Annotated in this window: 19 protein-coding genes; 6 read left to right on the top strand and 13 right to left on the bottom strand. The window is 57.0% G+C overall.

Going from position 1 to position 21,607, the window contains the following annotated elements:
- Positions 1-93: 93 nt before the first annotated feature.
- A complete protein-coding gene (locus ETAA8_RS29115) occupies positions 94-1,662 on the top strand; it encodes an Nramp family divalent metal transporter (protein WP_145097240.1) in 1,569 nt (522 codons plus the stop codon).
- Here the strand turns inward: ETAA8_RS29115 and ETAA8_RS29110 are convergent.
- Both ETAA8_RS29110 and ETAA8_RS29105 read right to left on the bottom strand, forming a co-directional pair.
- On the bottom strand, positions 1,628-3,430 hold the full coding sequence (locus ETAA8_RS29110) for a hypothetical protein (protein WP_145097237.1): 1,803 nt from the start codon (positions 3,428-3,430) through the stop codon (positions 1,628-1,630). The genes ETAA8_RS29115 and ETAA8_RS29110 overlap by 35 nt on opposite strands.
- Positions 3,427-3,981 (bottom strand): hypothetical protein, encoded by a 555-nt coding sequence (locus ETAA8_RS29105; RefSeq protein ID WP_145097234.1) that lies wholly within the window; start codon positions 3,979-3,981, stop codon positions 3,427-3,429. The genes ETAA8_RS29110 and ETAA8_RS29105 overlap by 4 nt, the downstream gene beginning before the upstream one ends.
- A 180-nt stretch (positions 3,982-4,161) precedes the next feature.
- On the opposite strand from ETAA8_RS29105, the gene ETAA8_RS29100 reads away from it, so the two are divergent.
- Complete coding sequence (locus ETAA8_RS29100; RefSeq protein ID WP_145097231.1) at positions 4,162-4,479, top strand: metal-sulfur cluster assembly factor; 318 nt, start codon at positions 4,162-4,164, stop codon at positions 4,477-4,479.
- A 55-nt stretch (positions 4,480-4,534) separates the two neighbouring features.
- On the top strand, positions 4,535-6,250 hold the full coding sequence (gene ggt / locus ETAA8_RS29095; protein WP_145097228.1) for a gamma-glutamyltransferase: 1,716 nt from the start codon (positions 4,535-4,537) through the stop codon (positions 6,248-6,250).
- Here ggt and ETAA8_RS29090 read toward each other — a convergent pair.
- The 9 genes from ETAA8_RS29090 to ETAA8_RS29050 all read right to left on the bottom strand — a co-directional run bounded on the left by ETAA8_RS29090 (position 6,244) and on the right by ETAA8_RS29050 (position 18,052).
- Complete coding sequence (locus ETAA8_RS29090; protein ID WP_145097225.1) at positions 6,244-7,776, bottom strand: oligosaccharide flippase family protein; 1,533 nt, start codon at positions 7,774-7,776, stop codon at positions 6,244-6,246. The two genes, ggt and ETAA8_RS29090, sit on opposite strands and share 7 nt — an antisense overlap.
- Positions 7,777-7,786: 10 nt before the next feature.
- On the bottom strand, positions 7,787-8,689 hold the full coding sequence (locus tag ETAA8_RS29085) for a hypothetical protein (RefSeq protein WP_145097222.1): 903 nt from the start codon (positions 8,687-8,689) through the stop codon (positions 7,787-7,789).
- Positions 8,690-8,732: 43 nt separating this feature from the next.
- Positions 8,733-9,194, bottom strand: a complete 462-nt coding sequence (locus ETAA8_RS29080; RefSeq protein WP_145097219.1) for a hypothetical protein — start codon at positions 9,192-9,194, stop codon at positions 8,733-8,735.
- A 19-nt stretch (positions 9,195-9,213) separates the two neighbouring features.
- On the bottom strand, positions 9,214-10,368 hold the full coding sequence (locus ETAA8_RS29075) for a lactonase family protein (protein WP_145097217.1): 1,155 nt from the start codon (positions 10,366-10,368) through the stop codon (positions 9,214-9,216).
- Positions 10,369-10,392: 24 nt separating this feature from the next.
- Positions 10,393-11,841 carry an outer membrane protein assembly factor BamB family protein gene (locus ETAA8_RS29070; RefSeq protein WP_145097214.1) on the bottom strand — a complete coding sequence of 483 codons (1,449 nt, stop codon included), beginning with the start codon at positions 11,839-11,841 and terminating at the stop codon, positions 10,393-10,395.
- A 194-nt stretch (positions 11,842-12,035) separates the two neighbouring features.
- Complete coding sequence (locus ETAA8_RS29065; protein ID WP_145097211.1) at positions 12,036-12,875, bottom strand: hypothetical protein; 840 nt, start codon at positions 12,873-12,875, stop codon at positions 12,036-12,038.
- Between the two features lie 1,286 nt (positions 12,876-14,161).
- The gene (locus tag ETAA8_RS29060; RefSeq protein WP_145097208.1) at positions 14,162-15,043 is read right to left on the bottom strand and encodes an SMP-30/gluconolactonase/LRE family protein; all 882 of its coding nucleotides are present in this window, start codon (positions 15,041-15,043) and stop codon (positions 14,162-14,164) included.
- A gap of 95 nt (positions 15,044-15,138) precedes the next feature.
- The gene (gene rho, locus ETAA8_RS29055) at positions 15,139-16,656 is read right to left on the bottom strand and encodes a transcription termination factor Rho (protein WP_145097205.1); all 1,518 of its coding nucleotides are present in this window, start codon (positions 16,654-16,656) and stop codon (positions 15,139-15,141) included.
- A gap of 472 nt (positions 16,657-17,128) precedes the next feature.
- On the bottom strand, positions 17,129-18,052 hold the full coding sequence (locus ETAA8_RS29050; RefSeq protein WP_202921338.1) for a LysR family transcriptional regulator: 924 nt from the start codon (positions 18,050-18,052) through the stop codon (positions 17,129-17,131).
- Between the two features lie 519 nt (positions 18,053-18,571).
- Here ETAA8_RS29050 and ETAA8_RS29045 point away from each other — a divergent pair.
- The 3 genes from ETAA8_RS29045 to ETAA8_RS29035 all read left to right on the top strand — a co-directional run bounded on the left by ETAA8_RS29045 (position 18,572) and on the right by ETAA8_RS29035 (position 20,919).
- Complete coding sequence (locus tag ETAA8_RS29045) at positions 18,572-19,198, top strand: universal stress protein (RefSeq protein ID WP_145097202.1); 627 nt, start codon at positions 18,572-18,574, stop codon at positions 19,196-19,198.
- A 66-nt stretch (positions 19,199-19,264) separates the two neighbouring features.
- Entirely contained in the window at positions 19,265-20,257 is a 993-nt protein-coding gene (locus ETAA8_RS29040) for a bestrophin family protein (RefSeq protein WP_145097199.1), read from the top strand.
- Between the two features lie 35 nt (positions 20,258-20,292).
- Positions 20,293-20,919, top strand: coding sequence for an FMN-binding negative transcriptional regulator (locus tag ETAA8_RS29035; protein WP_145097196.1), 627 nt, complete (start codon positions 20,293-20,295; stop codon positions 20,917-20,919).
- On the opposite strand, the gene ETAA8_RS29030 is transcribed toward ETAA8_RS29035, so the two are convergent.
- Together ETAA8_RS29030 and ETAA8_RS29025 are read right to left on the bottom strand one after the other, a co-directional pair.
- Positions 20,920-21,303, bottom strand: a complete 384-nt coding sequence (locus ETAA8_RS29030; RefSeq protein WP_145097193.1) for a type II toxin-antitoxin system VapC family toxin — start codon at positions 21,301-21,303, stop codon at positions 20,920-20,922. It lies immediately after the preceding gene.
- Positions 21,300-21,530 (bottom strand): type II toxin-antitoxin system Phd/YefM family antitoxin, encoded by a 231-nt coding sequence (locus ETAA8_RS29025; protein WP_145097189.1) that lies wholly within the window; start codon positions 21,528-21,530, stop codon positions 21,300-21,302. The genes ETAA8_RS29030 and ETAA8_RS29025 overlap by 4 nt, the downstream gene beginning before the upstream one ends.
- Between the last annotated feature and the right edge of the window lie 77 nt (positions 21,531-21,607).

Here is a 21,607-nt window from a genome sequence, read left to right as displayed (position 1 = left end):
TCCCCTCATTCCGTTCGTGGCACCGCCCCCGCTCCGCTTCCCCTACAATGCCGGCACGCTTGTTCCATTCCTCTCCAGCAATGCGTTGTCACGATGAGCAATGTCGATCAGCCCGTGCCCGATAGTGTGATTCCAGCTGGGGTGTTGCCGCCGCTGCGGTGGCGAGACCTTCCTGCAGCGCTGCCGATTCTCAGAATGATTGGGCCCAGCGTGATTCTGGCGGGACTGGCGCTGGGCAGCGGCGAGTTCGTGCTGTGGCCGTTCATCACGTTCAAGAGCCGGTTCGTATTTTTCTGGGCCTGCCTGCTCGCAGTGGTGACGCAATACTTTTTGAACCTGGAGATCATGCGCTGGACGCTTGCCACCGGCGAGACAACGCTAATTGGCATGCAGCGAATGCATCGATTCGTTGCGCCCGTGTTCCTGATGCTCAACATCATTCCCTGGATGATACCCGCGTGGGCCCAAGGCTGTGCGCAATTGCTGGGCTGGTTGGTGTTCGGGCCGACGTTCGATTCGAGCGGCGCGATCATTCCTGGTCCTTATGACAACGCGATCGCGATTGTCACAATCCTGGGCTGCGGCATTATTTTGACATCTGGCCCAGTCATTTATGAAACAGTCGAGAAGATCCAGCTCGCACTGGTCGCCCTGATTCTGGTGATCGTCATTGGCCTGGCCGGTTGGCTCATTTGTTTGCGGCCCGATGCAGTGGTGACACAAGTTACTTCGGTTGCCACCCTGGGCTGGCCGCAAATGTTGCCCACGTTCGATGAGTCACTAACGCCAATGGCCTTGCTGGGCGCGCTCGCATTTGCCGGTGCGGGTGGAACGATGAACCTCGCGCAAGCGAATTACATCAAGGACAAGGGTTACGGCATGGGGGCGCACATCGGCCGTCTGACCAACCCGTTCACTGGCAACGAAGAAGCAAGCAGCGAAACAGGGTTTCATTTTCCGCACACGCCCGAGAACATGACGCGCTGGCGGCAATGGTGGCGATCTGCCTGCTGGGAACATTTCGTCTCATTCCTGCTGACGTGCATTATTTGCCTCACACTGCTGACGCTCATCAGCTATATCGTGTTTTACGACGCAGCGGGTGAGTTGCAGGTCGACCCCAAGCTCTACAAAGAGGGACTCGGCTTTGTGTGGGCCGAGGCCTTGCGACTGGGTGAGATCGTGGGGCCAGCTGCCAAATTTGTGTTTCTTGTCATGGGGGTGGCGATTCTATTCACCACGGAGTTCGGAGTCCTCGATGCCAGCAGTCGAATTTCGACCGACCTGGTGAAGATCGCCTGGCTGCGTGAGAGCAAGCGCTGGAGCGAAGGGCGGCTCTACTTCTGGTTCTTGTGGGGCGAAATACTGCTCGCAACCGGAATCCTGCTGCTGGAGTACGTGGGACTAAAGATCGGTGCGCTGGCGTTGTTTCAACTTACCGCGGCGATGAATGGCGGCGTGATGTTCTTGTATGCCATGCTGCTGGTGTTTATGAACTCGCGCTGCTTGCCCGCCGATATTCGCATTCCTCGGTGGCGATTGGCGATCTTGGGCTGGACGGTGCTGTTCTTTGGCTTTTTCAGCAGTTGGGCAGTCTATGACGGAGTGCAAAAGATTGCGGCGCGGTTTACGGCGAAGGCGCAGTTGCAGTCAGTGAAATGAGAAACGCTTCGTGCTGAATCCAGGTCGGTTCCAGTCGGACATCGAGCATGACGTGGTTGTGCAGTTTGAGATGAACGGGTTCCTTGGGCAGGCGACTGCAGGGCGCGAGACCTGCCTGGTGGTCCCAAAAATGGACATAGCCCAAGCTGAGCGGTAACACGCGGATTTCGCGTATCTTGCCGCCAACGTGTTGATAGTAACCCGTCTCCGCCGCCAACAGGCAGAGCGAACCGCGCAGCGAAAGAGGCTGTGCCCCGGGTGGACAGAGTAGCCGCTCGCGCAACCGAGAGGTCTGCTGAGCTAATTCAGGTGCCAGAGGGAGTGGCACTGAAGCATGAACTCGTCCTTCGTAGCGACTTGCTCCCCAGTTACTCCCTGGGGGTGCGAAAACGCGAGGTGCGGACACTGGTTGGTCGACTAGTTTGGCGTTGAACTCGCGGCAAACATCGGCGATTGAAGAGAGGACGCTGGCAACTTCGAGCGAAGAACGCTCGCCGATAAGGTAAAGCTTTCCATCGTGGGCACGTGCCACTGGAGTAATCGCGTTAATTAACGGGGGGCAAGTCTTGTGTAACTTCGCAGCCTGGGAGAGCGTGAGTCGTTGTCGCCAGCGGAGGTAATCATCAGTTGCCTCTCGGTAGTGAGCAACCTGCTTTTGCATCTCACGCGAACGGTTCACCAGCGGTTCCAGGGCAGCTTGAAAACTGTCGATCGTCTTTTCGTCCCATTGTCCAATGCCCAGCTTGCTGAGTGTGGTCAGCCAGGCACGATACTCTGCCTCTGCAGCCTCGGGAGTAGCTCGGGAGGCACTTAGCTTGACGATGTTGAGAACGAGGGGCTCGACTTGCGCCATCAGTTCGGCGTGGTTGCCTTCAATCGCCGGGGTTTGAGGCTCCGCAGCAAGGTCCGGCGGAATGGCCGCCAATTGCCAGCCGCGAGTGCGGAGAGCAGCCAACTGCAGTCGGCGCAAGTCCTCCGCCAGGCAGTCAATCAATTCGAGGGCTGTGCATTCTTTTCCATTCCAAAGGCACGGTCCCGTCTGTAAATCCTGGGCGCATTTATTTAGTGCTTCGGCAACTTTATCAAGGCGAGGTGGGGCAGCGAACGATTGGACTGCCGCGCTATGTTCCTGCCAGCGGGCCGCGTGCAACGCAGGCTGAAACTCGTTGAGCAATTTGCGAAAGGGCTGATAGAAGCGGCCGGTTTCGGTTTCGAGAAAAACTGCCCGGCGGTGTACTTCCGATAAAAGCTGAATCAAGGTGCTTTCGATGGCAACCCGATTGCCCGCTTCGATCTGCTTGCGGTAAAAAGGAAAGCGCACTTCCTGCGCACGCACGATAGCATCAAGCTCTTGCTGCAAGATCTCTGCGCGAAAGTCGGGATTTTGTTGAGCCTGCCGGGCAGCGGCCTTGATGCGCGTTGCCATCGCAATGAGGCGCTGCTGCAAATCGCTGCCGGCGGCTTCGCCGATGACCGTCAATCGCTCGGCCGCATGCCCGAGGAGAGAGAATTCGCTGGCGGCATTGGCCACGTCGACAATCGTGGCTCTGGTCATGCTCCCGCTGGCAATTTTGTTCTCGGCAGCTGCGAGCAATGTGCCAGCGCGCGTCAGTCTGGCTTGAGCCTGGGCGCGCAAGGCGGGCCCCTCGCCCACCGGCAATGTCTCGAGCAGTTCCTCAGGGTTGGCGGTTGATGTGTGTGCCGAGGCAGTTCCCCCGGCACAACCGAACGCCAGCCAGATTAACACCGAAAGGGCCACAAGCTTCATTTCCAGGCTCCCACCAGTTGGCCCGAGAATGTCGCCTTGGCATCCTGATCGACCTGCGACATCTCGATGTTTTGGACGTCGATGGTAATCGACCACTCACCAACGGCCGAGACCTTGAATTGGGGTGGTTTCTCCCACGCCGTCGACCACAGCGGCCCGCCCTTCACCGTTTGCACGTACAGTTCACCGGCGATCGATTGATCGGCCAACTGAGCTCTGTTGGTCGCTGTCAGCGTGGCTCGAAAAAATACCGCGGGATAGTCTTCCGCGGTGGGGCTTTTATAGCTGGTGAGTTGCAAGACGCTCGAGCGCTGGCTATCGCCAGGGATGAATTTTGCGAAGCAATCTTCGGTCTTGATCGCTGGTTGCGGTCCTAAGTTTACGCCCGTTTCCGCCAGGGGAGTCACTTTGGCCACCGTTTGCTGCACGTTCTTCAATTGTTCCTTGGCGGCATCCAAGTCCTCCTGGGTGCAGGCTGCCGAACTGACGAGGAGGAATGTGGAAAGGCACACCGTTAGGGCGTGTGGATGCGAGTAAAGTCGGCCGAACATGATTCTGGCACACCCTGTGGCAGGTTTGGGGGTGGGGGAAACGATCGCCGATTATTGGCGCTGTCGAATGAGAAGCAGTGATGAAGGGCGTGTAAAGGATGTGCGACCAATGCTCCTGTTCTGAACCGCCAATGTGGGCCATAATGCGAATGAGAGCTTTCATTTTTTAGAGGTGGTGCGATGGCAGTTAGCGAAGAAGTAGTCCGCGAAGAATTGAAGAAGGTGATTGATCCCGAACTTTTCGTGAACATCATCGACCTGGGTTTGATCTACAACGTCACGCTGGCGGAAACTCCGGAAGCGAAGACGAATATTTCGATCGACATGACAATGACCAGCCCGATGTGCCCCGCCGGGCCGCAGATGATTGCCAATAGCAAACAAGTGTTGACGGCGGTGGAAGGCGTGGGTGAAGTGGAAGTAAAAATCGTGCTCGATCCGCCGTGGAGCCCCGATCGCATGACCGAAGATGCTCGCGATCAGTTGGGAATTTTCTAAGACAACTCGCTTGTGACTTCCCTTCGCCAAGGCGTCGGGCAAAGAGGCACCTGCCATGCATCGCTTCTTCGTTCTGTGCGGAGTCTTGTTCATGACGGCTGCTGCTGACGCTCAATCGCCGCAGGCGGGATATGAACGTTCCGGGGCGATGCGCAACCAGAGCCGCTCGGTCGTGATGGCCAGGCACGGGATGGTGGCAACGAGTCATCCGCTGGCCGCTCAAGCGGGGCTCGATGTGCTCAAGGCCGGGGGCACGGCAGCGGATGCGGCAATTGCGACCAATGCGATGCTCGGCGTTGTGGAGCCGATGAGTTGCGGCATTGGTGGAGATTTGTTCGTCATCTATTGGGATAACAAGACCCAGAAGTTGTACGGGCTGAATGCGAGTGGGCGAAGTCCGTATAACATCTCGCGCAAGACGTTCGCCGATAAAGGTCTGAGCGAGATTCCCAGCGACGGAGTCTTGTCCTGGTCGGTACCGGGCTGCGTGCATGGCTGGGAAGAGTTGCGCGGCAAGTTTGGCAACCAGACGTTGGCTGAGAATCTGCAGGCGGCGATTGCGACCGCTGAGGAAGGCTTTCCTGTTTCCGAAGTGATCGCGGGCGGTTGGAAGTCGAGCGTGCCGAGTTTGCGCGATTGGCCCGATTCGACCGCGACCTACTTGATCGATGGCGAGCGGGCCCCAGCTGTCGGTGAAGTCTTCCGCAATCCGAACCTCGCCAAGAGCTATCGACAAATTGCCGAGCAAGGCCCGGCAGCGTTCTATCGTGGGCCGATTGCCAAAGAGATCGTTGCCTTCAGCGAGCGAAACGGCGGCTACTTTTCGCTCAAGGATTTTGCCGATCACACCAGCACTTGGGTCGAGCCCGTGTCGACCAACTACCGCGGCTACGATGTTTGGGAACTGCCGCCCAATGGCCAGGGCATTGCGGCGCTGCAGATGCTAAACCTGCTCGAGCCTTATGACTTGAAAAAGCTGGGGCACAATTCGGCCGAGACGATTCATCTATTTCTGGAGGCAAAAAAGTTGGCATTTGCAGACCGGGCCAAGTTTTATGCAGATCCAGATTTCGAGAAACTGCCGACTGCGGAACTGATTTCGAAGGAGTACGCGCGCGAGCGGGCCAAGCTGCTCGATCGGAATAAGGCCAGTGTTGATGTTCCCGCTGGTAACCCGCGCCTCGAAACGTGCGATACGGTCTACTTAACGGTGGTCGATAAGGACCGCAACTGCTGCTCGTTCATTCAGAGCATCTTCAATGGCTTCGGTTCACAGGTAGTGCCCGGAAATGTGGGCTTCGCGATGCAGAATCGCGGGTGCCTGTTCGCGCTCGACGACATGCATCTCAACCGCCTCGAGCCGCACAAGCGGCCGTTTCACACGATCATTCCGGCGATGGTTACCAAGGACGGCAAGCCTTGGTTTTGCTACGGCGTGATGGGTGGCGACATGCAAGCGCAGGGGCATGTGCAGATCTTGCTGAACATGATCGACTTCGGACTGAACGTGCAAGCGGCAGGCGATGCAGCCCGGGTGATGCATACCGGCAGTGCCGACCCAACGGGCTCGCCCGCCAACGGTTCGGGAACCGTACACCTCGAAGCAGGCGTGAGCGATGAAGCTGTCGCGGCTTTGCGGGCGAAGGGGCACAAAGTGTTTCGCAGCCGCGGCGGATATGGTGGGTATCAGGGGATTCTGATTGACGGGCAGCAAGGTGTGTTGCAAGGCGCTACCGAACCTCGGAAAGATGGGGCTGCGGTTGGCTACTGAGGTTTGCTCTTCGCATCGTCGCGAAGAAGCGACAAGATTTCGGGCAAGGCAGCCAGCGAGTAGAAGATCATTCCAGTCGCCATGCTAAGGGCCAGACTGCTCGCAGCTGAAGTAACTCCTAGGTCACGTAAATAGTAGCGCAGCCCAGCCACAACGAGCCCCATCAGCAGCGCGGCTCGCAGCGAGGGTAACAGGGCGAGCGCAACACGGAGTGGCCGAACACCGACGCTGCGGAACGTGAACCACAGAAAAGCGCCGCACCAGATGCAGGTGTTGAGGAGCGTAAAACCCACCGCAATTCCGAACGTGCCGCGGAAGGCAGGGTCGGCATTGCCCGTCAGAAAGTGCTGTCCAAAAAAATAGCCGATGCCCGTTGTTTGCAAAGTGAGAATCAGCAAGATGCTCGCGGCAATCACGAGGGGTCGTCCCTGACCGCGCGAGCTAAGTACATAAATGCCGAGGTTCATCAGGCCGATGGCGGCCAGCGACGGAGCGAGCCAACGCAAGAGCAAGGCTGACGACTGCCACTGGTCGCCGCCGACGATTGCGATCACATCACTGGACACTAAAGTTAGTCCGACTGCGGAAGGGAACAGTCCGAGTGCCGAGATACGAAAAAACCTCAGCATGAGTTGAGTGAAGTTTTCGCTGCCCGGTTGGCTCTTGGCCAGCGACGAAATCATGACGCCAGCGAGCGGCGTGGTGAGCAGATAGACGGGCTTGATCATGAGGCCAAAAGCCTGTGAGTAGAGCCCAAGAGCATGGTTGCCAGCCGCGCCCGCGAAAATCGGCAATAGCAGCTTTTCGCTGTTCTGGGAGAGGAACTGCAGGAGCGAGCTGACCGAATAGGCAGCACTAAAGCGGACGTGCGATTCACGCCACGATGCTCGTTGCGGCGCGTCGGGCCACCAACCGGCGAGGAGCCAACTTCCAAGCCACAGAACCGCCAATTCGGCCACGTGCAGCACGACGAGTGCCCAGACATCGGGCCAATGCCAGGCATAGGCAATTGCCGCCACGCACGAGACCGCCTGCGCGACAAGCCGCAAGGCACTGCCGGTGCCGAAGCGCAAGTTTCGCTCAAGTAGCGCCTGATGCTGGTTGCCGAGTGCGGCCAGCAAGGTCCCTCCAGCTAAGGCCACACCGAGGGCAAACAACGGTGGCTGCTGCGACCAGATCGCCAAAAGCCAGCAGATGACTGTGGTCGCAATGGCGGCGACGGCGCCCGCCGCAGCTTGTAGCCAAAACAGCGAACTCAGTTGCTGCTGCGATAGCTTGGGTTGCTGCAGCACCGCAATGCCAGGTCCAAGAATCGCTGCCATGCGTGGCAACATCACCGCCGGCAACACCGCACTGAGTAGGCCATAGTCAGCAGGCGTTAGCAGGCGACAGAGCAAGCCCAGCGTGCCCAGACCCATCAGCTGCGAGATCAAATGCCCAGCAAGGACGATCGGCGCACCTCGCCGCGCGGCGTGTGCGAGGGTTGCCTCTTCGGCGGCAGTGGGTGAAGTGGGATCGACGGACATGCTGGCGGAATCATGGGCTGTGAGTTGAGGCGGCGGCAGCAACTCGCTGCTCCGCTCGTTTCGTCAGCCAGGATTCTACGGGGAGGAGATAGAGTGCGGTGAAGAGCGCGTTGAAATGAAACCCGTAGTCGAACGTTAACAGCACTCCCGCATAGAAACCCAAAATGCCCAGACCAATCCAAGGGCGCAAGCGCGGAAAGATCGCCAGCACGCCTGCCGTCTCAATGACCAGCGTGGCAGCTTGCAGGATCCGTGTGAAGGTGCGACTCGATAGAATCAGCCAGGTCGAGGGAGCCCAACTGTGCCCCCACAAATGCGTCCACAATTGCAACGAGACTCCGTTCGCCCAACCGGGACCACTGTAGACCAGCTTCGTCAGGCCCGCTGCGGTGTGAAACAGTCCGATGTAAGCCACCCCCGTGAGAAACACCCAGCGCGGCATCAGAGGTGTTTGGTAATACCTGCCCGCCTTGATCGCGGCTCGAATCTCCTTGGCCTCGAACGTGACCCACAACGACTGAATCACCATCAGCATGTTCGGCAGGTTGAAGATGTGGGCCGTATTGTGCGTCGTCTCCACATGCAGCGACCACAGGGCGGTGAAGCCCGCCGTCGTCAGCCAGCAACTCCACGGCAACCCGCGATTGAAGAACCAAAGCACTCCCCCCATTGCGAGCATGCCGCGGCATAGCCAAATGGTGATGGCGGAATGGAGCCAGGCCTGCGGCATCCATGACAGGACAGACGTCGGCGTTTGTCGATCGCCAAGGTGCGGCTCAAATGACCAGATCAGCAGCACTGAAGAAGTTGCCAGCAGCAACCAATTGATCAGCTGACCAAAGTGCGGCAGCGATCGACGGCAGAGAGAATCTTGCCAGGAAGGAGTTGAGAGAATAGTAGAGGATTGTGTCACTTGTACTTGCAGGCTTCTATGACCACAGCGGCGAACAAAAATACTAGGATCCTGGGAGACCAGTGTAATGTGGATTCTCCACCTTCCACCGATCCGTCTTCACGATGCCGACATGCTCGCCATCAATGGGGCCGATTACTTCCTGCTCGATTTCGACAAACGGATAACGGCGGTTTTCTGCGGCAGATAAATGCGAAAGGATATGATCGCGGCAATAGGCTTCGTCGCGCGCGGTGCCGAATTCTTCGATGACCTTCGGCGGCCGAACGCCCACGCCATAGCCCACCGGATTGCCATCGTAGATTCGTTGACAATAGAAGGCCTCGGCTGCGAGCAAGTTGCCATCAGGACCATAGACTCGGTAGTTGCAATACTGCGTGGGCGCATCGCGAAACATCGGGCCGGACGTGAAGGGGTACAGGTCTCCCCACACGACCGGCACCACGATATTCGCCAGCAGAAATGTGCCGGCGATGGTGAAAGCAACCTGGTCCCGATTCAACATGGACGTTCAAACCCGCACATTATTGTTTGAGGAACTTGATGCACACCGGAGCGGCCAGCTCAATCCTATTTGCCGTTGGTGTGAGAGCGCCGGTCTGCTGATCGATCTTGAAGACCAGCACGTCATTGCCCGACTGATTGCCAACTAGCAGCCACTTGCCGGTGAGATCGATGTTGAAGTTCCGCGGCGTTTTAATTCCTTCACCCTGGTGACCTGCAGCTGTCAACTTGCCAGTTGCCTCGTCGACTTTGAAGACGGCGATGCTGTTGTGACCGCGATTGCTGCCATAGACAAACTTACCGCTGGGATGAACGACTACTTCGGCCGTGCTGTTGTTCGCGGTGAAACCTTCTGGCAACGTCGAAAGAGTTTGCACTTCGGTCAGCGAGCCCTTGGCTGCGTCGAAGTCAAAGACCGTCATCGACGAACCCGTTTCGTTAATGGCATAAGCTGTTTTGCCCGATGGGTGAAACGCAAAATGTCGTGGACCAGCGCGGTCGGGCGTCTTGCCAAAGCCCGGTTCATGGGGCGACAGCTTGCCCGTTGCAGCATCGAGGCTATAGATCACAACCTTGTCTAGACCCAGGTCGGCACAAAGTGCCAGCTTGTTATCGGGCGAGACATTGATCGAATGTCCGCGTGGTACGCGCACTTTGCCATTGGGGCCGGGCACGGGATTGTTCTCGTGCTGGATGAACGACGTCACTTCACCCAAGCTGCCGTCGTCCTTCAGCACGACCGCACAACAGCTGCCGCCCCCATAGTTGGCCGCCAACACGCACTTGCCTTGGCGATCCACAACCAGGTGACATGGTCCAGGGCCGCCCGAGTGCTGCTGATTGAGTTGGGTCAGGCCACCCTTCTCGTCAATCGAGAAAGCCGTAATTCCGCCTGCCTTCTTACCGAGAAATTCGCCCACTTCATTCACGGCATAGAGGTGCTTGCCGTCTGGATGTAAGGCAAGAAACGTGGGGTTCACCGTTTCGGCAACGAGCTTGGGTTCGCTTAGTTTGCCGCTGTCGGCATCGAACTCGCTGAGGTAAATCCCTTTGCTCTTTGCTCCGGTGTAAGTACCGAGATAGACCCGCTGCTTGGCTGGTGTGGCATCGTCGGCCGCTTGAATGGCCGTGGCCGAGACCAACACGAGCAAGCTAAGAATGAGGCTGAATTTCATGGTGAGTTCCGCTGTTGAAGTTGGTTACTTGTTTCCAAAGCAATACAAATGTCCGGCAGTTCGAATGTAGAGTTTGCTGTCCGCGATCGCAGGAGTGGCATACGCTTCTTCGCCGAAGTCGCCGGTGCCCAGCGTCTTCCATTGGTCTTCGGCCGAGGCCACGGTCAACTTACCTTCCTGGCTCAGCAGATAGACCTTGCCGTCGCCCGCCACCGGCGAGCAGAAATAATCGCCTGTTCCCGAGACCCGCGCGGTTCGCTTGGGTTCGCCCGTCTTTGCATCCAGGCAAGTCAAAATGCCGCCGTCTTTCACGGTGAAGACGCGACCCTGGTAGTAAAGTGGCGAAGCACAAAATGGCACATAGCGACTGAAACGCCAGCGGACATGCGACTCACTAATGTCACCTTGTCCACCCGGAGCAATGGCTAAAACCACATTTTGCGATTGATCGAACAGCATGCGGAATTCGTCGTACTCGGCCCGCGTGACTTTGCCATCCTTATCGCGGTCGCACTGGGTAAAGCGTTGTCGCAAGGCACCCTTGGGCAATTCGGCCTCTTCGAAGGTGCCGTTCTTATCCTGGTCGTATTCAGGAGCCACTTTGTCGAAGGCATCCAAGGCGATCCGTTCGCCGGGATCGCCACCCGCCGACCAGCCGGCGACATACAAATGTTGATCGTCGCCGATCACCGGTGTCATGCAGACGACGCGCGAGACGCCGCGCACTGTCCAGATTGTTTTGCCGGTTTCCAGGTCATAGCCCACAACTTTCAAGGTGCCAGCCAGAACAATTTGCGACTTACCATCCACATTCCAAACGACGGGTGTGCACCAGTTGCGCGAAAAATCGATACCGCGGTCGACGTGCCATAACTGTTCGCCAGTCCGTTTGTCATACGCGGCTAGGAACGAGCCTTGATCGTGGTCTTGGCACAGAATCACACGGTCCCCCACGATGATCGGCGAACTGCCGGCACCGAAGTCGTTGTTGAAGGGGCCCATCGCTTTCTTCCACAACAGCTTGCCAGCATGGTCGTAGCAATAAAGTCCACTCGACCCGAAAAAGCTGACGACCCGCTCGTCATCGGCTGCAGGAGTGGATTGGGCAAAGCTGCCAATGCTGTGAATCTTTTCTAATTCCTCGTGCGGCGCTTCCTGCTCCCAAATGATCTGCCCCGTCGAGCGATCGAGGGCCATCGTGAGGAGCTGTTTCTTGTCGCGCACGCCGGTAACAAAGATTTTGTTCTTCACCACAATGGGGGAAGAGTGTCCGGGGGGCAACGCAGCTTTCCAAAGAACATTTTTCTCTGGGCCGATCTCGGCCGGCAGACTTGTTCCCAGTGGGGCCACGCCCGCTGAGTTAGTGCCGCGAAACTGCGGCCAATCTTCGGCCTGAATCTGTGCCATCCATGGCGACAGGCCGACTCCCAAGGCAATCAATAGGGAGGGAACCGATAGCGAACGAGATTTCATGGCGAGCGATCCACGATTGAGGGCGGGCATGAACCAGCGGCTGGTCCCACATTCTCAACCATTTCTGCTCAGGATGCGAGCGGTTCTACTCGCAATTCCGCCTGAATCGATCGCACCTCAAGGAAAGAAAGTCAGAGAAGATTCGCGTAAACAGGACTGTTTGGATTTCGAAGTTCAAGCGGGCAAACGATCGATTAATAGCGGCCATCGTACTGACGCACGCGAGGCTCAGCCGTTTGGGCAGCTGGCGTTCGCGAGTAATACGATGTGCCGTAGTTGCTGGCTGGTGCAACGGGCTGCTCGACCGACGACTGACCGTACTCGGCCGGCGACTGACCATAGTTGTTCAATTCGCGATTGGTCCGACCGAAATCGCTTTGGCCATACTTGCTCGGGTTCGGAGCATAATTTCCCTGGGTTGGCCGCTGATAGGTTTCAGCGAACGAAGGGTGCTGTGCCTGGGTGAGGGGCGAAGCAACGGGCCGCGACGAAGGGAGTTCAATCAACTGGCCGCGGTCGAGTTCGTTCTGGTTCCAATCGCGCTGCGCCACGTTGCTGGCATTGCTCGCGTAACCATTGTGTTCAGGCACCAGGCGCGGAATTTCGTTCGCAGGCTGACGAGCAACTCGCAGCTCGGCCGGCAACAGTTCTTCACCACGCTGAAAAACCCGAGTGGCCACGTCCATCGCCCGCTGGCTATTGTAGTCGAGCATCTCTTCTACAAATCGCTGCTGAGCTACCGGAGCGGGACGGGAAAAGTCGCTCGCCCAAACGGCTGGCGGGGTCGACCGCGCCGGAGCGTATTGGCTCTGAACCGGTTGGTCGTGCGGAACCTGAGTGGGCGGAATCAAGTCGAGCGTGCGAGCTGACTTGGCATCGAAAAAGACCTGGTTCGGAATGGCACTCGACAACTGCGACAACGCAGTGGCCTGCTTTTCGCGGCTGCCTAGTGCTGGCAGCAATGCCAGCACGGCGACGACCGCGGCGATTTCGAGGACCATGCCACCGAGAAATTTGAACGGGTTTCCTGACATCACACACCTCCCTGTTTCGTTTGACGGATGGTTCCACCTTCCGGACTGGCGTTCAATGGGCGAAAGCCATCGAAGCAAGCCTTGGGCCAAAACCAGCGACTCATTTGCAACTCAACTCGCTGCTGCTGTCCTGCCAAGACTTTACGTTCATCAAGCGATTTCTGTTCACCAGTTTGTACCGGCGACGAAATGTCACTCTTACAACGGAACTTCTCATTTTGGTGAAAGTTTGTCGCCAAAATGAGACGAACGCCTGGCTGGCCAAAAACCACTTTGGACGATCCGCTGCCGGGGCTAGAACTCCAGCGACGGCCGCCGGACTCGATCGCAACGTGCAATCACTTCCGACGTATACAATTGTCGCTATGTCTGTGACTAGTTAGGTCCGAGCGAGGAAGATTTTTTTCGCAGCAGCAAAGTCACCGCCACCGTTTCTGCCGGCACGGTAGGGCTTTGCCCAAAATCTGGAGGGTCCACTGTGCGGACCACAACCCGCTGCGATGGTCCGCATACCGGGCCCTACGAAATGCGATAGCAAATCCGATTTATAGGCAAAGCCACTCGGTGGCAGATCTGTTTGATTAGGTAGGGACGAGTAAGTTTCTGTCGGTGGCGGACAAGCCGCCCTAACGGCTTTGGCCGCCTTGCGACTCAGTTGCCATGCGAGCGGCGAAAACGACAGCAGGAAATTTCCGGAATTTTCAATTTCTTCGACTTCTGCGGCTACGTCGCTAAGTGCTTCTGTGGCAGATCATTGCGATCTTTTGGCTCGCCGTAAGTCCTTGTCGTCTGACCAAAAGCTCCAAAAGTCGATTTCCGTTAATTTCCGTTATTTTAAGCCCTTATTCGCTCCCCAGCAGCCGGCCGGCAATTGTCCACGCAAACGCCGCCGCTGGCGACTACGGAAGAGTACTCGCCCTTAGTAAATATCAATAACTCATGACATGTTGCCTGATTCGTCGAGACAAAATTCGCAATTTGCAAGCAGATGATGCCAGATTGAAAAATAAATCGCCGCAGCAATTAGACGCGCGGCGCGTGACAAGTCTGGTCAGCGAGTAGCAAGATTTTTAACCGTTCACGCCCATAAGTAGGTCACATCCGCCGGATGTGATCCTGGTCCGCAGTTGGGGCCGTCATTGGGCACAGGACCGACAAATTGCAAATCCGGTGTCTCACCGCTTCAGGTTCCGGCCAGCGGCCAGAACCTACCGAAGATAGCGCGAAATGATTACACAGATTCTCTGCGGCCATGCTTGCCGCGAATCGTCCAGCGAGACGCTGAGTTACTTCTGCTGCCGCTGCCATTCGAGACCGGGATCGTCGACTCGAAATTGTACGAGCCGGGTGTGCTCGACTTCAGTCACGTAGACCGTCCGGCCGTCGGGACCGCCGAAGCAGAGGTTGCTTGGTCGTTTGCCGAGCACATCGACTTCCTGCAGCACTTCTCCCTGCGGAGACAGTTTGACGACCGTTCCCTTGCCGTAGCGGGTGATGTAGAGATTGCCTTTCACATCGCAGCGCATCCCGTCGAAGCCGTGATCTTCGAACTGCTTGACGAGTTTCTTCTCGCCAAGCGTACCGTCCGCATGGATCGGAAAGGCCCACACTCCCCGCTGCACACTCTCGTTTACATACAGTGTCTTGCCATCGGGGCTGACATCAATTCCGTTGGTCGTCCCCAGATCCTTGGCCAGTTGGGTGACTTCACCCTTGTTCGAAATTCGCCAGAGTTGTCCGGTGTTCTTACCCCAGGCAGGGTCGCTGGCGAAGAGAGTGCCGTCGGCGGCAATTGCCAGGTCGTTGGGCTGATTCATCTTCGGCTCGTGCGCGAAGACCGAAATCTTCTTCGTCTGGGGATCGATCTGCAGGGCGTTATGCCTCACGTAATCGGCCACATACATCTGCCCGGCCGCATCGAAGCGAATGCCGTTGCCGACACTTTTTCCGTCGAGCTTGACGAAGACTTCCCCCTTGCCGTCGGGCGTTACGCGGCCAATCGTCCCTTGTGAACCAAAGTTCACGGCGTAGATGTTGCCGTCCTTGTCGCAAGCGGGGCCCTCGATGCCGGCAGTAAATTCGCCCGGCTTCGTTAGCGGTGAAGCTTGAAACAGTTTTTCATTCGGCTCCGCGGCCAACAGCGCAACGACCAGCAGCAACGACGACATGAGGCAGGCTCCGAGGAATTGCAGATTGTTGATTTCAGATTGCAGATTGTGGCCAATTTATATTCAATCTGCAATCTTCAATCTCAAATCTGCAATCACTTCAAGTTCACGCTCATCAAAAACTCGGCGTTCGTCTTAGTCTTTGCGAGCTTGGTGACGAGCATGTCCATGGCATCGGGCGGATTGAGTTCGGCCAGAGCGCGGCGCATCAAGCTGACCCGTTTGTGCTCGTCCGCGTCCATCAGAATCTCTTCGCGGCGCGTGCCACTCTTGTTGATATCGATGGCTGGCCAAATTCGCTTATCGACCAGTTTGCGATCGAGGTGAATTTCGAGATTTCCGGTTCCCTTAAACTCTTCGAAAATCACGTCGTCCATTTTGCTGCCGGTATCGACAAGTGCCGTGGCCAAAATGGTAAGCGAGCCCCCTTCTTCGACCTTGCGTGCCGAACCGAAGAATCGCTTGGGCTGTTGCAGGGCGTTGGCATCGAGACCGCCGGTGAGCAACTTGCCCGATTGCGGGCATTCGCTATTCCAGGCGCGGGCCAGACGCGTGATCGAGTCAAGGAAGATCACGACATCGACGCCGCACTCAACCAATCGCTTGGCCTTTTCCAGGACCATGTGGGCGACTTGCACGTGCCGCGAACTGGCTTCGTCGAAGGTGCTGCTCACAACCTCGCAGTTGCGGCCTTTGACTTGCCGCTCCATGTCGGTCACTTCTTCCGGCCGTTCGTCGACCAGCAGCATCATCACGTAAGCATCGGGAAAATTCTTCAGTACCGCCTTGGCCATCTTCTGCATCAAGATGGTCTTGCCGGCCCGCGGCGGACTGACAATCAAACCGCGCTGACCGAAGCCAATCGGGGTGACCAGATCGATGACGCGAGTGCAAACGTCTTCCGGATCGCTTTCCATCACGATGCGTTGATCGGGGTGGAGTGGCGTGAGGTCGTCGAACGTCACGCGGCCCGAGGCAAGACTCGGATCCTGAAAATTGATCGCTTCGACCCGCAGCAAGGCGAAGTACCGCTCGTTCTCTTTCGGCGGACGAATTTGGCCAGCAACGGTGCAACCCGTCTTCAAGCCAAAGCGGCGAATCTGACTGGGCGAGACGTAGATATCGTCGGGGCACGACAAGTAGTGATAATCGGGACTGCGGAGAAAGCCGAAGCCATCGGGCAGAATCTCGAGCGTTCCTTCGCCATACATCAGCCCGCTTTGTTTGACCCGTTCTTTCAGAATGCGAAAGATCAGATCCTGCCGGCGAACGCCTGCGACTTCGTCGAGCTTTTCCTTGCGAGCTTCTTCCATCAGCTCGCCCATCGTCATCTTCTGCAGATCGGCGATTTGGAAGCCACTCTTCTTCAGCTCTTCGTAGCGCTCTTCGGTGCCTGCTTCTTCGCGATGGTGGGCCATCAAGTCGGCCAGCTCTTCAGCCAGCGACAGGGGCTCGCCTTCTTGCTCGATCTCGCGTAGGCGCTGCACGTGCTTGGGCAAGTTGGGATTAGTCGTGCTGCCGTTCTCGCCGGGTGGTCGTGAAGAGTCGGGGCGAGACGGATCGGGCCGGCGGGAATCTCGATCACCGCGGCGAAAGTTCTTAAACGTAGCCATACCTGGCGCTCCTGATGAGCTGAGCGGGGACGATGCCTGTGGCGCGCGAACGGCGCATGGGTGGGGTGCGAAGCGATCCTTCCGGAAACAACAAGCGGTAGCTGGCCAGGATGAATATCCGGCAGCTGACTGTTGTGTCCTGTACTGCAAACCGTGCGCAGGCAGCGGGGAAAGGAGCCTGCGGACTTCAAAACATGAAAAGGCTGGGCGGTAGGATCAGCAGGCCAGACAGCACTCGAGCTAAAGGATGAGGTCACTCGGGTGGGCAAAACCGGATAGTTCCGCCGCGTCAGCTTAAGTTGGACTCACGTATTATGTTCCGCCCAGAAGACCGGGGAAAGGGCGGAATGGAAATAAATGGCTGGAGAATGTCAAATCGTTGCCACTCCTAAAAACGTTGCCAGGTTCGATTCCGACGCTAACTGTCCAATTGCTTCGGCAGCCATGAATCAAGCAACAGTTATGGGAAAACTCAAGCGGTGGTAAACGTCAGCAGGTCATCTTTGGCCGCCGCTGAGATCGCCACCACAGCGGGATGGGTCAACTTGCGTTGCAGCGTAATCGCATAAAAATTGAGCTGCAGATCGTTCAGTTGGCCGACTTCTTCCACATCGAACTGCCGCTTCACCTCAGGCAGCACTGCTGTAGGAATGGGAAACACGCCCGCGCCACCCTGGCCGAAGACTTGCAACAAAGCGCTGTCGTTGATTTCGGCAATGACGCGCGGCGACAGGCCGGTGTCATCCAGCCAGCGATCGATCAAGCGGCGCAGTTCGGTGTTCGCGGCTGGCAATAACATCGGCGCACCGTCCATGGACTGCGGAAATCTTCTTTGCAAGCGACTTGCCAGTTCGCGTGAGGCACACAAGGTGACGCCGCAACTTCCCAGAAGGTGGCTATAGCTGCGGACTCTCTTGCTGGAAGGAACGGGCGTATCGGAGAGGATCACATCGTACTTATGTCGCATCAGGTCAGCGATCAGGATGTCGAGCGGGGCCTCGTGACAAAGTATCTGCAGCGGTTGCGGGAAATGCAGAATCGGCTCGAGTAAGCGATAGGTAATCCACTTCGGCATGACCATCGGCACGCCGACATGCAAGCGCAACGCTCGCTTCGAGGGAACTCCCCGCAGGGCACCGAGCAATTCGCGGCCGACGGCAAACATATCTTCGGCGTATTCAAACACCGACTGACCAACTTCGGTTAGCTCGAGTTCTCGCCCCGTTCGGCTAAATAACTCGTGCCCCAGCGACTTCTCGAGTTTGCGAATTTGAGTGCTGATCGTGGGTTGCGTGAGGTGTAGCCGCTCGCAGGCAGCGGTGATGCTGCCGTGACGTACCACCATCCAAAAATAAAAGAGGTGGAGAAAGTTCAGGTCTTGCAGTTTTTCCATCATGGCAGCAGGGCTCTGAAGCAGGATTTTGGCGGGGTGCGATCGATCTAGGCAGGCAGGTTCTTGCAGCTGGCTGTTACAGAAGCAGCTGCGTTGGCAGAGCTAATGCGCTGCATTGACGCACTCCAATGTATAGAAATTTTCAATGGTGCAAGTGATAAAGTTGAAGTTGCCTATGGACGAGGACTTGCCTAAAGTTACGAAAATGTAATCCAGTCTATGGCAAGGTCAACTACGACAAATTGTCGCAAGTCTAGACGCAGCAGTGGATTCCGTCGTGTAGCAATTTTCCCGCCACTGGTTTCAACGTGCGAAACGGTCACAATGCTCAGCCGCCTGCTGCTACACCTGTCCGACGCGCGTTTGGCTCCAGGGGCCATCGCGCTGGGAGTCGAGCTGGCGCAGCGCAGCGGAGCCCGAGTGCGCGGCTTGACGCTCCTGGACACACGTCAATTCACTTCCTTAGCAACGACTTGCGAGTCTGCCGCTTACTGCAATTCAGAGTCGGGACGGCTGAACTGAGTGGATCGCGAACACGATCGGGTTTGCCAGCAGTTGTCGGCGGCCTGTTTTCAAGCCGGCGTCAACTTCGATGTTAGGCGGAGCAAAGGCGATCCGTTTGAAGTCATCCCGCGCGAGGCGCAGTTCCACGACCTGGTGGTGACCGGGCATCTCTCTCAGCAGGGGCCGCTCGGGGAGCAAGGCTTAACTGCTGCGGAAACGCTGGCGTTGCTCTCGTGCGGCGTGCAGCCGCTGTTGGTTCTGCGGGATGCCGAAAGTGAGATCCGCAGAGTCCTGTTGGTTACCGATGGGTTACTTGCTTCTGCCAAGGCAATTCGGCAGTTCCTCTCTCAGAATCTCTTTCCTGCGGCCGAACAACGCCTGCTGGCTATCGGCGCGACCGATGAGCAGGCTCAAGAACTGCTGCGGGAAATGGCTGAATACAGTCGCTCTCGCCAGCTTGACTGTGAAAGTGGCTGGCTGCGCGGTTCGTTGCGCCGCATGTTGCTTCCCTATGCACAGAAGTGGCAAGCCGACCTGGTGGTCATGGGCATCCCCAAGGGGAACTCGATTCTGCGCACTCTCTTGCCCGATCCTGCCCGGTTGATTCTTCAGCAGACAAACATGGGACTGTATCTCATGGCGTAGGTGTTGTCAGCGAATCGGCGATGATCGTACCGCGAATATCGTTTTTTGAGATCGAAAGGTTGTTGTATGAATCGCCAGGACTTTTGGTCAGAAGTCGTTCGCGTGAATGGCTCGGTTACGCCGCAAGTGGCGGTACGCGTGTTAATTTTCTGCTTGATCGGCATGTTCGTGCATGCCGTGGTGGTGTGGACAGATGTTCAGACGGGGCTTGCAGTCGCACCGTACGAAATTGTTGGCGTAGTCTTAGCGTTGATCTTGGTCACGCGGACGAATGCTGGTTACGACCGCTGGTACGAAGCTCGCAAACTTTGGGGCGGCATCGTGAATCAGACGCGTAACCTGGCCACGATCGGTGCCGTATATGGGCCCCAGGATCGTCAATGGCAGGACGAGTTCAGTCGCTGGACGGCTGCATTCGCCCATGCCTGCCGCCATAGCCTGCGCGGTGAAACCGACTTCCAAGATATGGAAAAACTGCTCGGCAAATCGCAGACAGCGCTCCTGGCGGCAGCTCCGCATGCGCCGATGTATGTTGCCGGTCGGCTCGCCCAATTGCTGGCTAGGGCCGTGCGCGATGGCCAACTCGACCGCTTCGCCTTTATGCAGGCCGAGCATGAGCGGGCTTCACTGATCGACCATATCGGCGCTTGCGAACGCATCTTGAAAACGCCGCTGGCCAAGGTGTTTTCGATTAAAATTCGCCGCTTCTTGTTCGTCTACTTGGTCGCGCTGCCAATCGCGATTGTCGACAAGACGGGCGTGATGACACCGATTATCGTGCTCGTCGTGGCCTATCCACTCTTGTCTCTCGACCAGATTGGAATCGAGCTGCAAAATCCCTTCGCGCTCGACCGCCTGAGTCATTTGCCGCTCGATGAAATCTCCGCTAACATCGAGCGCAATGTGTTCGAAAGCCAACGCTATTTGTTGAACAGTGAACCTACGTCGCGTGTAGAGAGTCATCACGAGAGTCGACTGGTAAGAATGGTGATTACTCCACCTGCCAGCGAACTTTGCGATGGAACAGGCACCACCGTGCCGATCGATTCGCACTTGTAGCATATCAGGTCCACTTGGCAGACGGTTGAGGAACTATGTACGTCCCTGTTCCGTTTGCTGTCAACGAACCCGCCCGGCTAACACAGTTCATGGCCGACCATAGCTTTGCGATGGTCGTCACCGAGTACGAAGGCGTTCCCTTCGCCAGCCATGTGCCGCTCCTCTATCAACCTGCGGAGGGCTCACGCGGCGTGTTAGTGGGGCATCTCGCGCGAGCCAATCCGCAATGGCGAGCCGCTGAAGGGCTGGCCGACGGAATTCCGGCGCTCGCCATCTTCCACGGCCCGCACACGTACATTTCGCCCACCTGGTATGCCGAGCCGAATACGGTTCCTACGTGGAATTACACCGCTGTGCATGCCACCGGTCGGCTGAAATTGATCGCGGATCAAAGTCGATTGCTGGAACTGATCCGCCAAACTGTTAACGTCTACGAAGCACCTCAGCCCCAGCCTTGGCGACTCGAAGATCAAGACGCGACGTTCATCGAGAAGCTTCTCGGCGGCATCGTTGGCTTCGAAATCACCATCGACGAATTGCAAGGCAAATGGAAGCTCAACCAGAACCAAACAGTAGCCCGGCGAGAGCGCGTGATTGAAGTCCTGCAGAGTTCCAGTCGTTACGACGATCAACAAGTGGCAGCGCTAATGCGGGAAGTATAGCTACCACAACAGTTTGACGGGGTACTGTGAAAACGTCGCGTCAGCGGTGACCAGCGTGTACCCCTCTACAACGGCAGGTGCGATGAGCATTCGATCGAAAGGATCTCGATGAACCAAAGGCAATCCCGCCAGTCCAATCACATGCTCTGATCGAATTGCAAGTTCACTGAGTTGATTGCTCTTCTGCTTGGCGATGATTTGAGCCAGCGGCTCCTGCAATTGGAGCTTCCCGATCGCGAGCTTGATTTGGATTTCCCAAATACTTGCTGTGCTGAACCAGACTTCGTTTGCGGGGTCGCCAATCGCCTGCTTGGCGGTTGGCGATAGTTTCGCGGAACTGCTATCGAGCCACATGAACGCATGCGTATCAAGAAGCAACTTCATCGTTTGTTTGGCCAGACGTCATCAGAAAGCGGATCGTCAAACTCGGGTCCGACGACAAAAGCTCCGGGATGTAGATCAAATACACGACCGCCGGCAGATTCGACCGGCACCAACTTCGCTTTCGGTGCTCCGTTCGCGACGAGGATTACCTCTTCACCAGCATTTGCGAGCGCTAGAGCCTCGTCGAGTCGGGCAGATAGATCTTGGATTTCGATGTCGGTGCGCATTTGATTTTCTCCAACTCCACTCTAGCACAAAGCCCGCGGAAACGCTTGATTTCTGCGGGCTTTGGAGGCTTTTTCAG

It is taken from the genome of Anatilimnocola aggregata (assembly GCF_007747655.1).
GTDB classification, from domain to species: Bacteria; Planctomycetota; Planctomycetia; order Pirellulales; family Pirellulaceae; genus Anatilimnocola; species Anatilimnocola aggregata.
The sequence above is the reverse complement of the archived record's forward strand: the minus strand, read 5'-3'. Positions and strand labels throughout refer to the sequence as shown.

What these genes read in the sequence shown, in the direction of transcription:
- ETAA8_RS29110 (WP_145097237.1), bottom strand. Translation starts at nt 3,430, where the DNA reads ATGAAGCTTGTGGCCCTTTCGGTGTTAATCTGGCTGGCGTTCGGTTGT.
- ETAA8_RS29075 (WP_145097217.1), bottom strand. Translation starts at nt 10,368, where the DNA reads ATGAAATTCAGCCTCATTCTTAGCTTGCTCGTGTTGGTCTCGGCCACG.
- ETAA8_RS29030 (WP_145097193.1), bottom strand. Translation starts at nt 21,303, where the DNA reads ATGAAGTTGCTTCTTGATACGCATGCGTTCATGTGGCTCGATAGCAGT.
- ETAA8_RS29090 (WP_145097225.1), bottom strand. Translation starts at nt 7,776, where the DNA reads ATGTCCGTCGATCCCACTTCACCCACTGCCGCCGAAGAGGCAACCCTC.
- ETAA8_RS29040 (WP_145097199.1), top strand. Translation starts at nt 19,265, where the DNA reads ATGAATCGCCAGGACTTTTGGTCAGAAGTCGTTCGCGTGAATGGCTCG.
- rho (WP_145097205.1), bottom strand. Translation starts at nt 16,656, where the DNA reads ATGGCTACGTTTAAGAACTTTCGCCGCGGTGATCGAGATTCCCGCCGG.
- ETAA8_RS29050 (WP_202921338.1), bottom strand. Translation starts at nt 18,052, where the DNA reads ATGATGGAAAAACTGCAAGACCTGAACTTTCTCCACCTCTTTTATTTT.
- ETAA8_RS29115 (WP_145097240.1), top strand. Translation starts at nt 94, where the DNA reads ATGAGCAATGTCGATCAGCCCGTGCCCGATAGTGTGATTCCAGCTGGG.
- ETAA8_RS29100 (WP_145097231.1), top strand. Translation starts at nt 4,162, where the DNA reads ATGGCAGTTAGCGAAGAAGTAGTCCGCGAAGAATTGAAGAAGGTGATT.
- ETAA8_RS29065 (WP_145097211.1), bottom strand. Translation starts at nt 12,875, where the DNA reads ATGTCAGGAAACCCGTTCAAATTTCTCGGTGGCATGGTCCTCGAAATC.
- ETAA8_RS29070 (WP_145097214.1), bottom strand. Translation starts at nt 11,841, where the DNA reads ATGAAATCTCGTTCGCTATCGGTTCCCTCCCTATTGATTGCCTTGGGA.
- ETAA8_RS29105 (WP_145097234.1), bottom strand. Translation starts at nt 3,981, where the DNA reads ATGTTCGGCCGACTTTACTCGCATCCACACGCCCTAACGGTGTGCCTT.
- ETAA8_RS29025 (WP_145097189.1), bottom strand. Translation starts at nt 21,530, where the DNA reads ATGCGCACCGACATCGAAATCCAAGATCTATCTGCCCGACTCGACGAG.
- ETAA8_RS29080 (WP_145097219.1), bottom strand. Translation starts at nt 9,194, where the DNA reads ATGTTGAATCGGGACCAGGTTGCTTTCACCATCGCCGGCACATTTCTG.
- ETAA8_RS29060 (WP_145097208.1), bottom strand. Translation starts at nt 15,043, where the DNA reads ATGTCGTCGTTGCTGCTGGTCGTTGCGCTGTTGGCCGCGGAGCCGAAT.
- ETAA8_RS29035 (WP_145097196.1), top strand. Translation starts at nt 20,293, where the DNA reads ATGTACGTCCCTGTTCCGTTTGCTGTCAACGAACCCGCCCGGCTAACA.
- ggt (WP_145097228.1), top strand. Translation starts at nt 4,535, where the DNA reads ATGCATCGCTTCTTCGTTCTGTGCGGAGTCTTGTTCATGACGGCTGCT.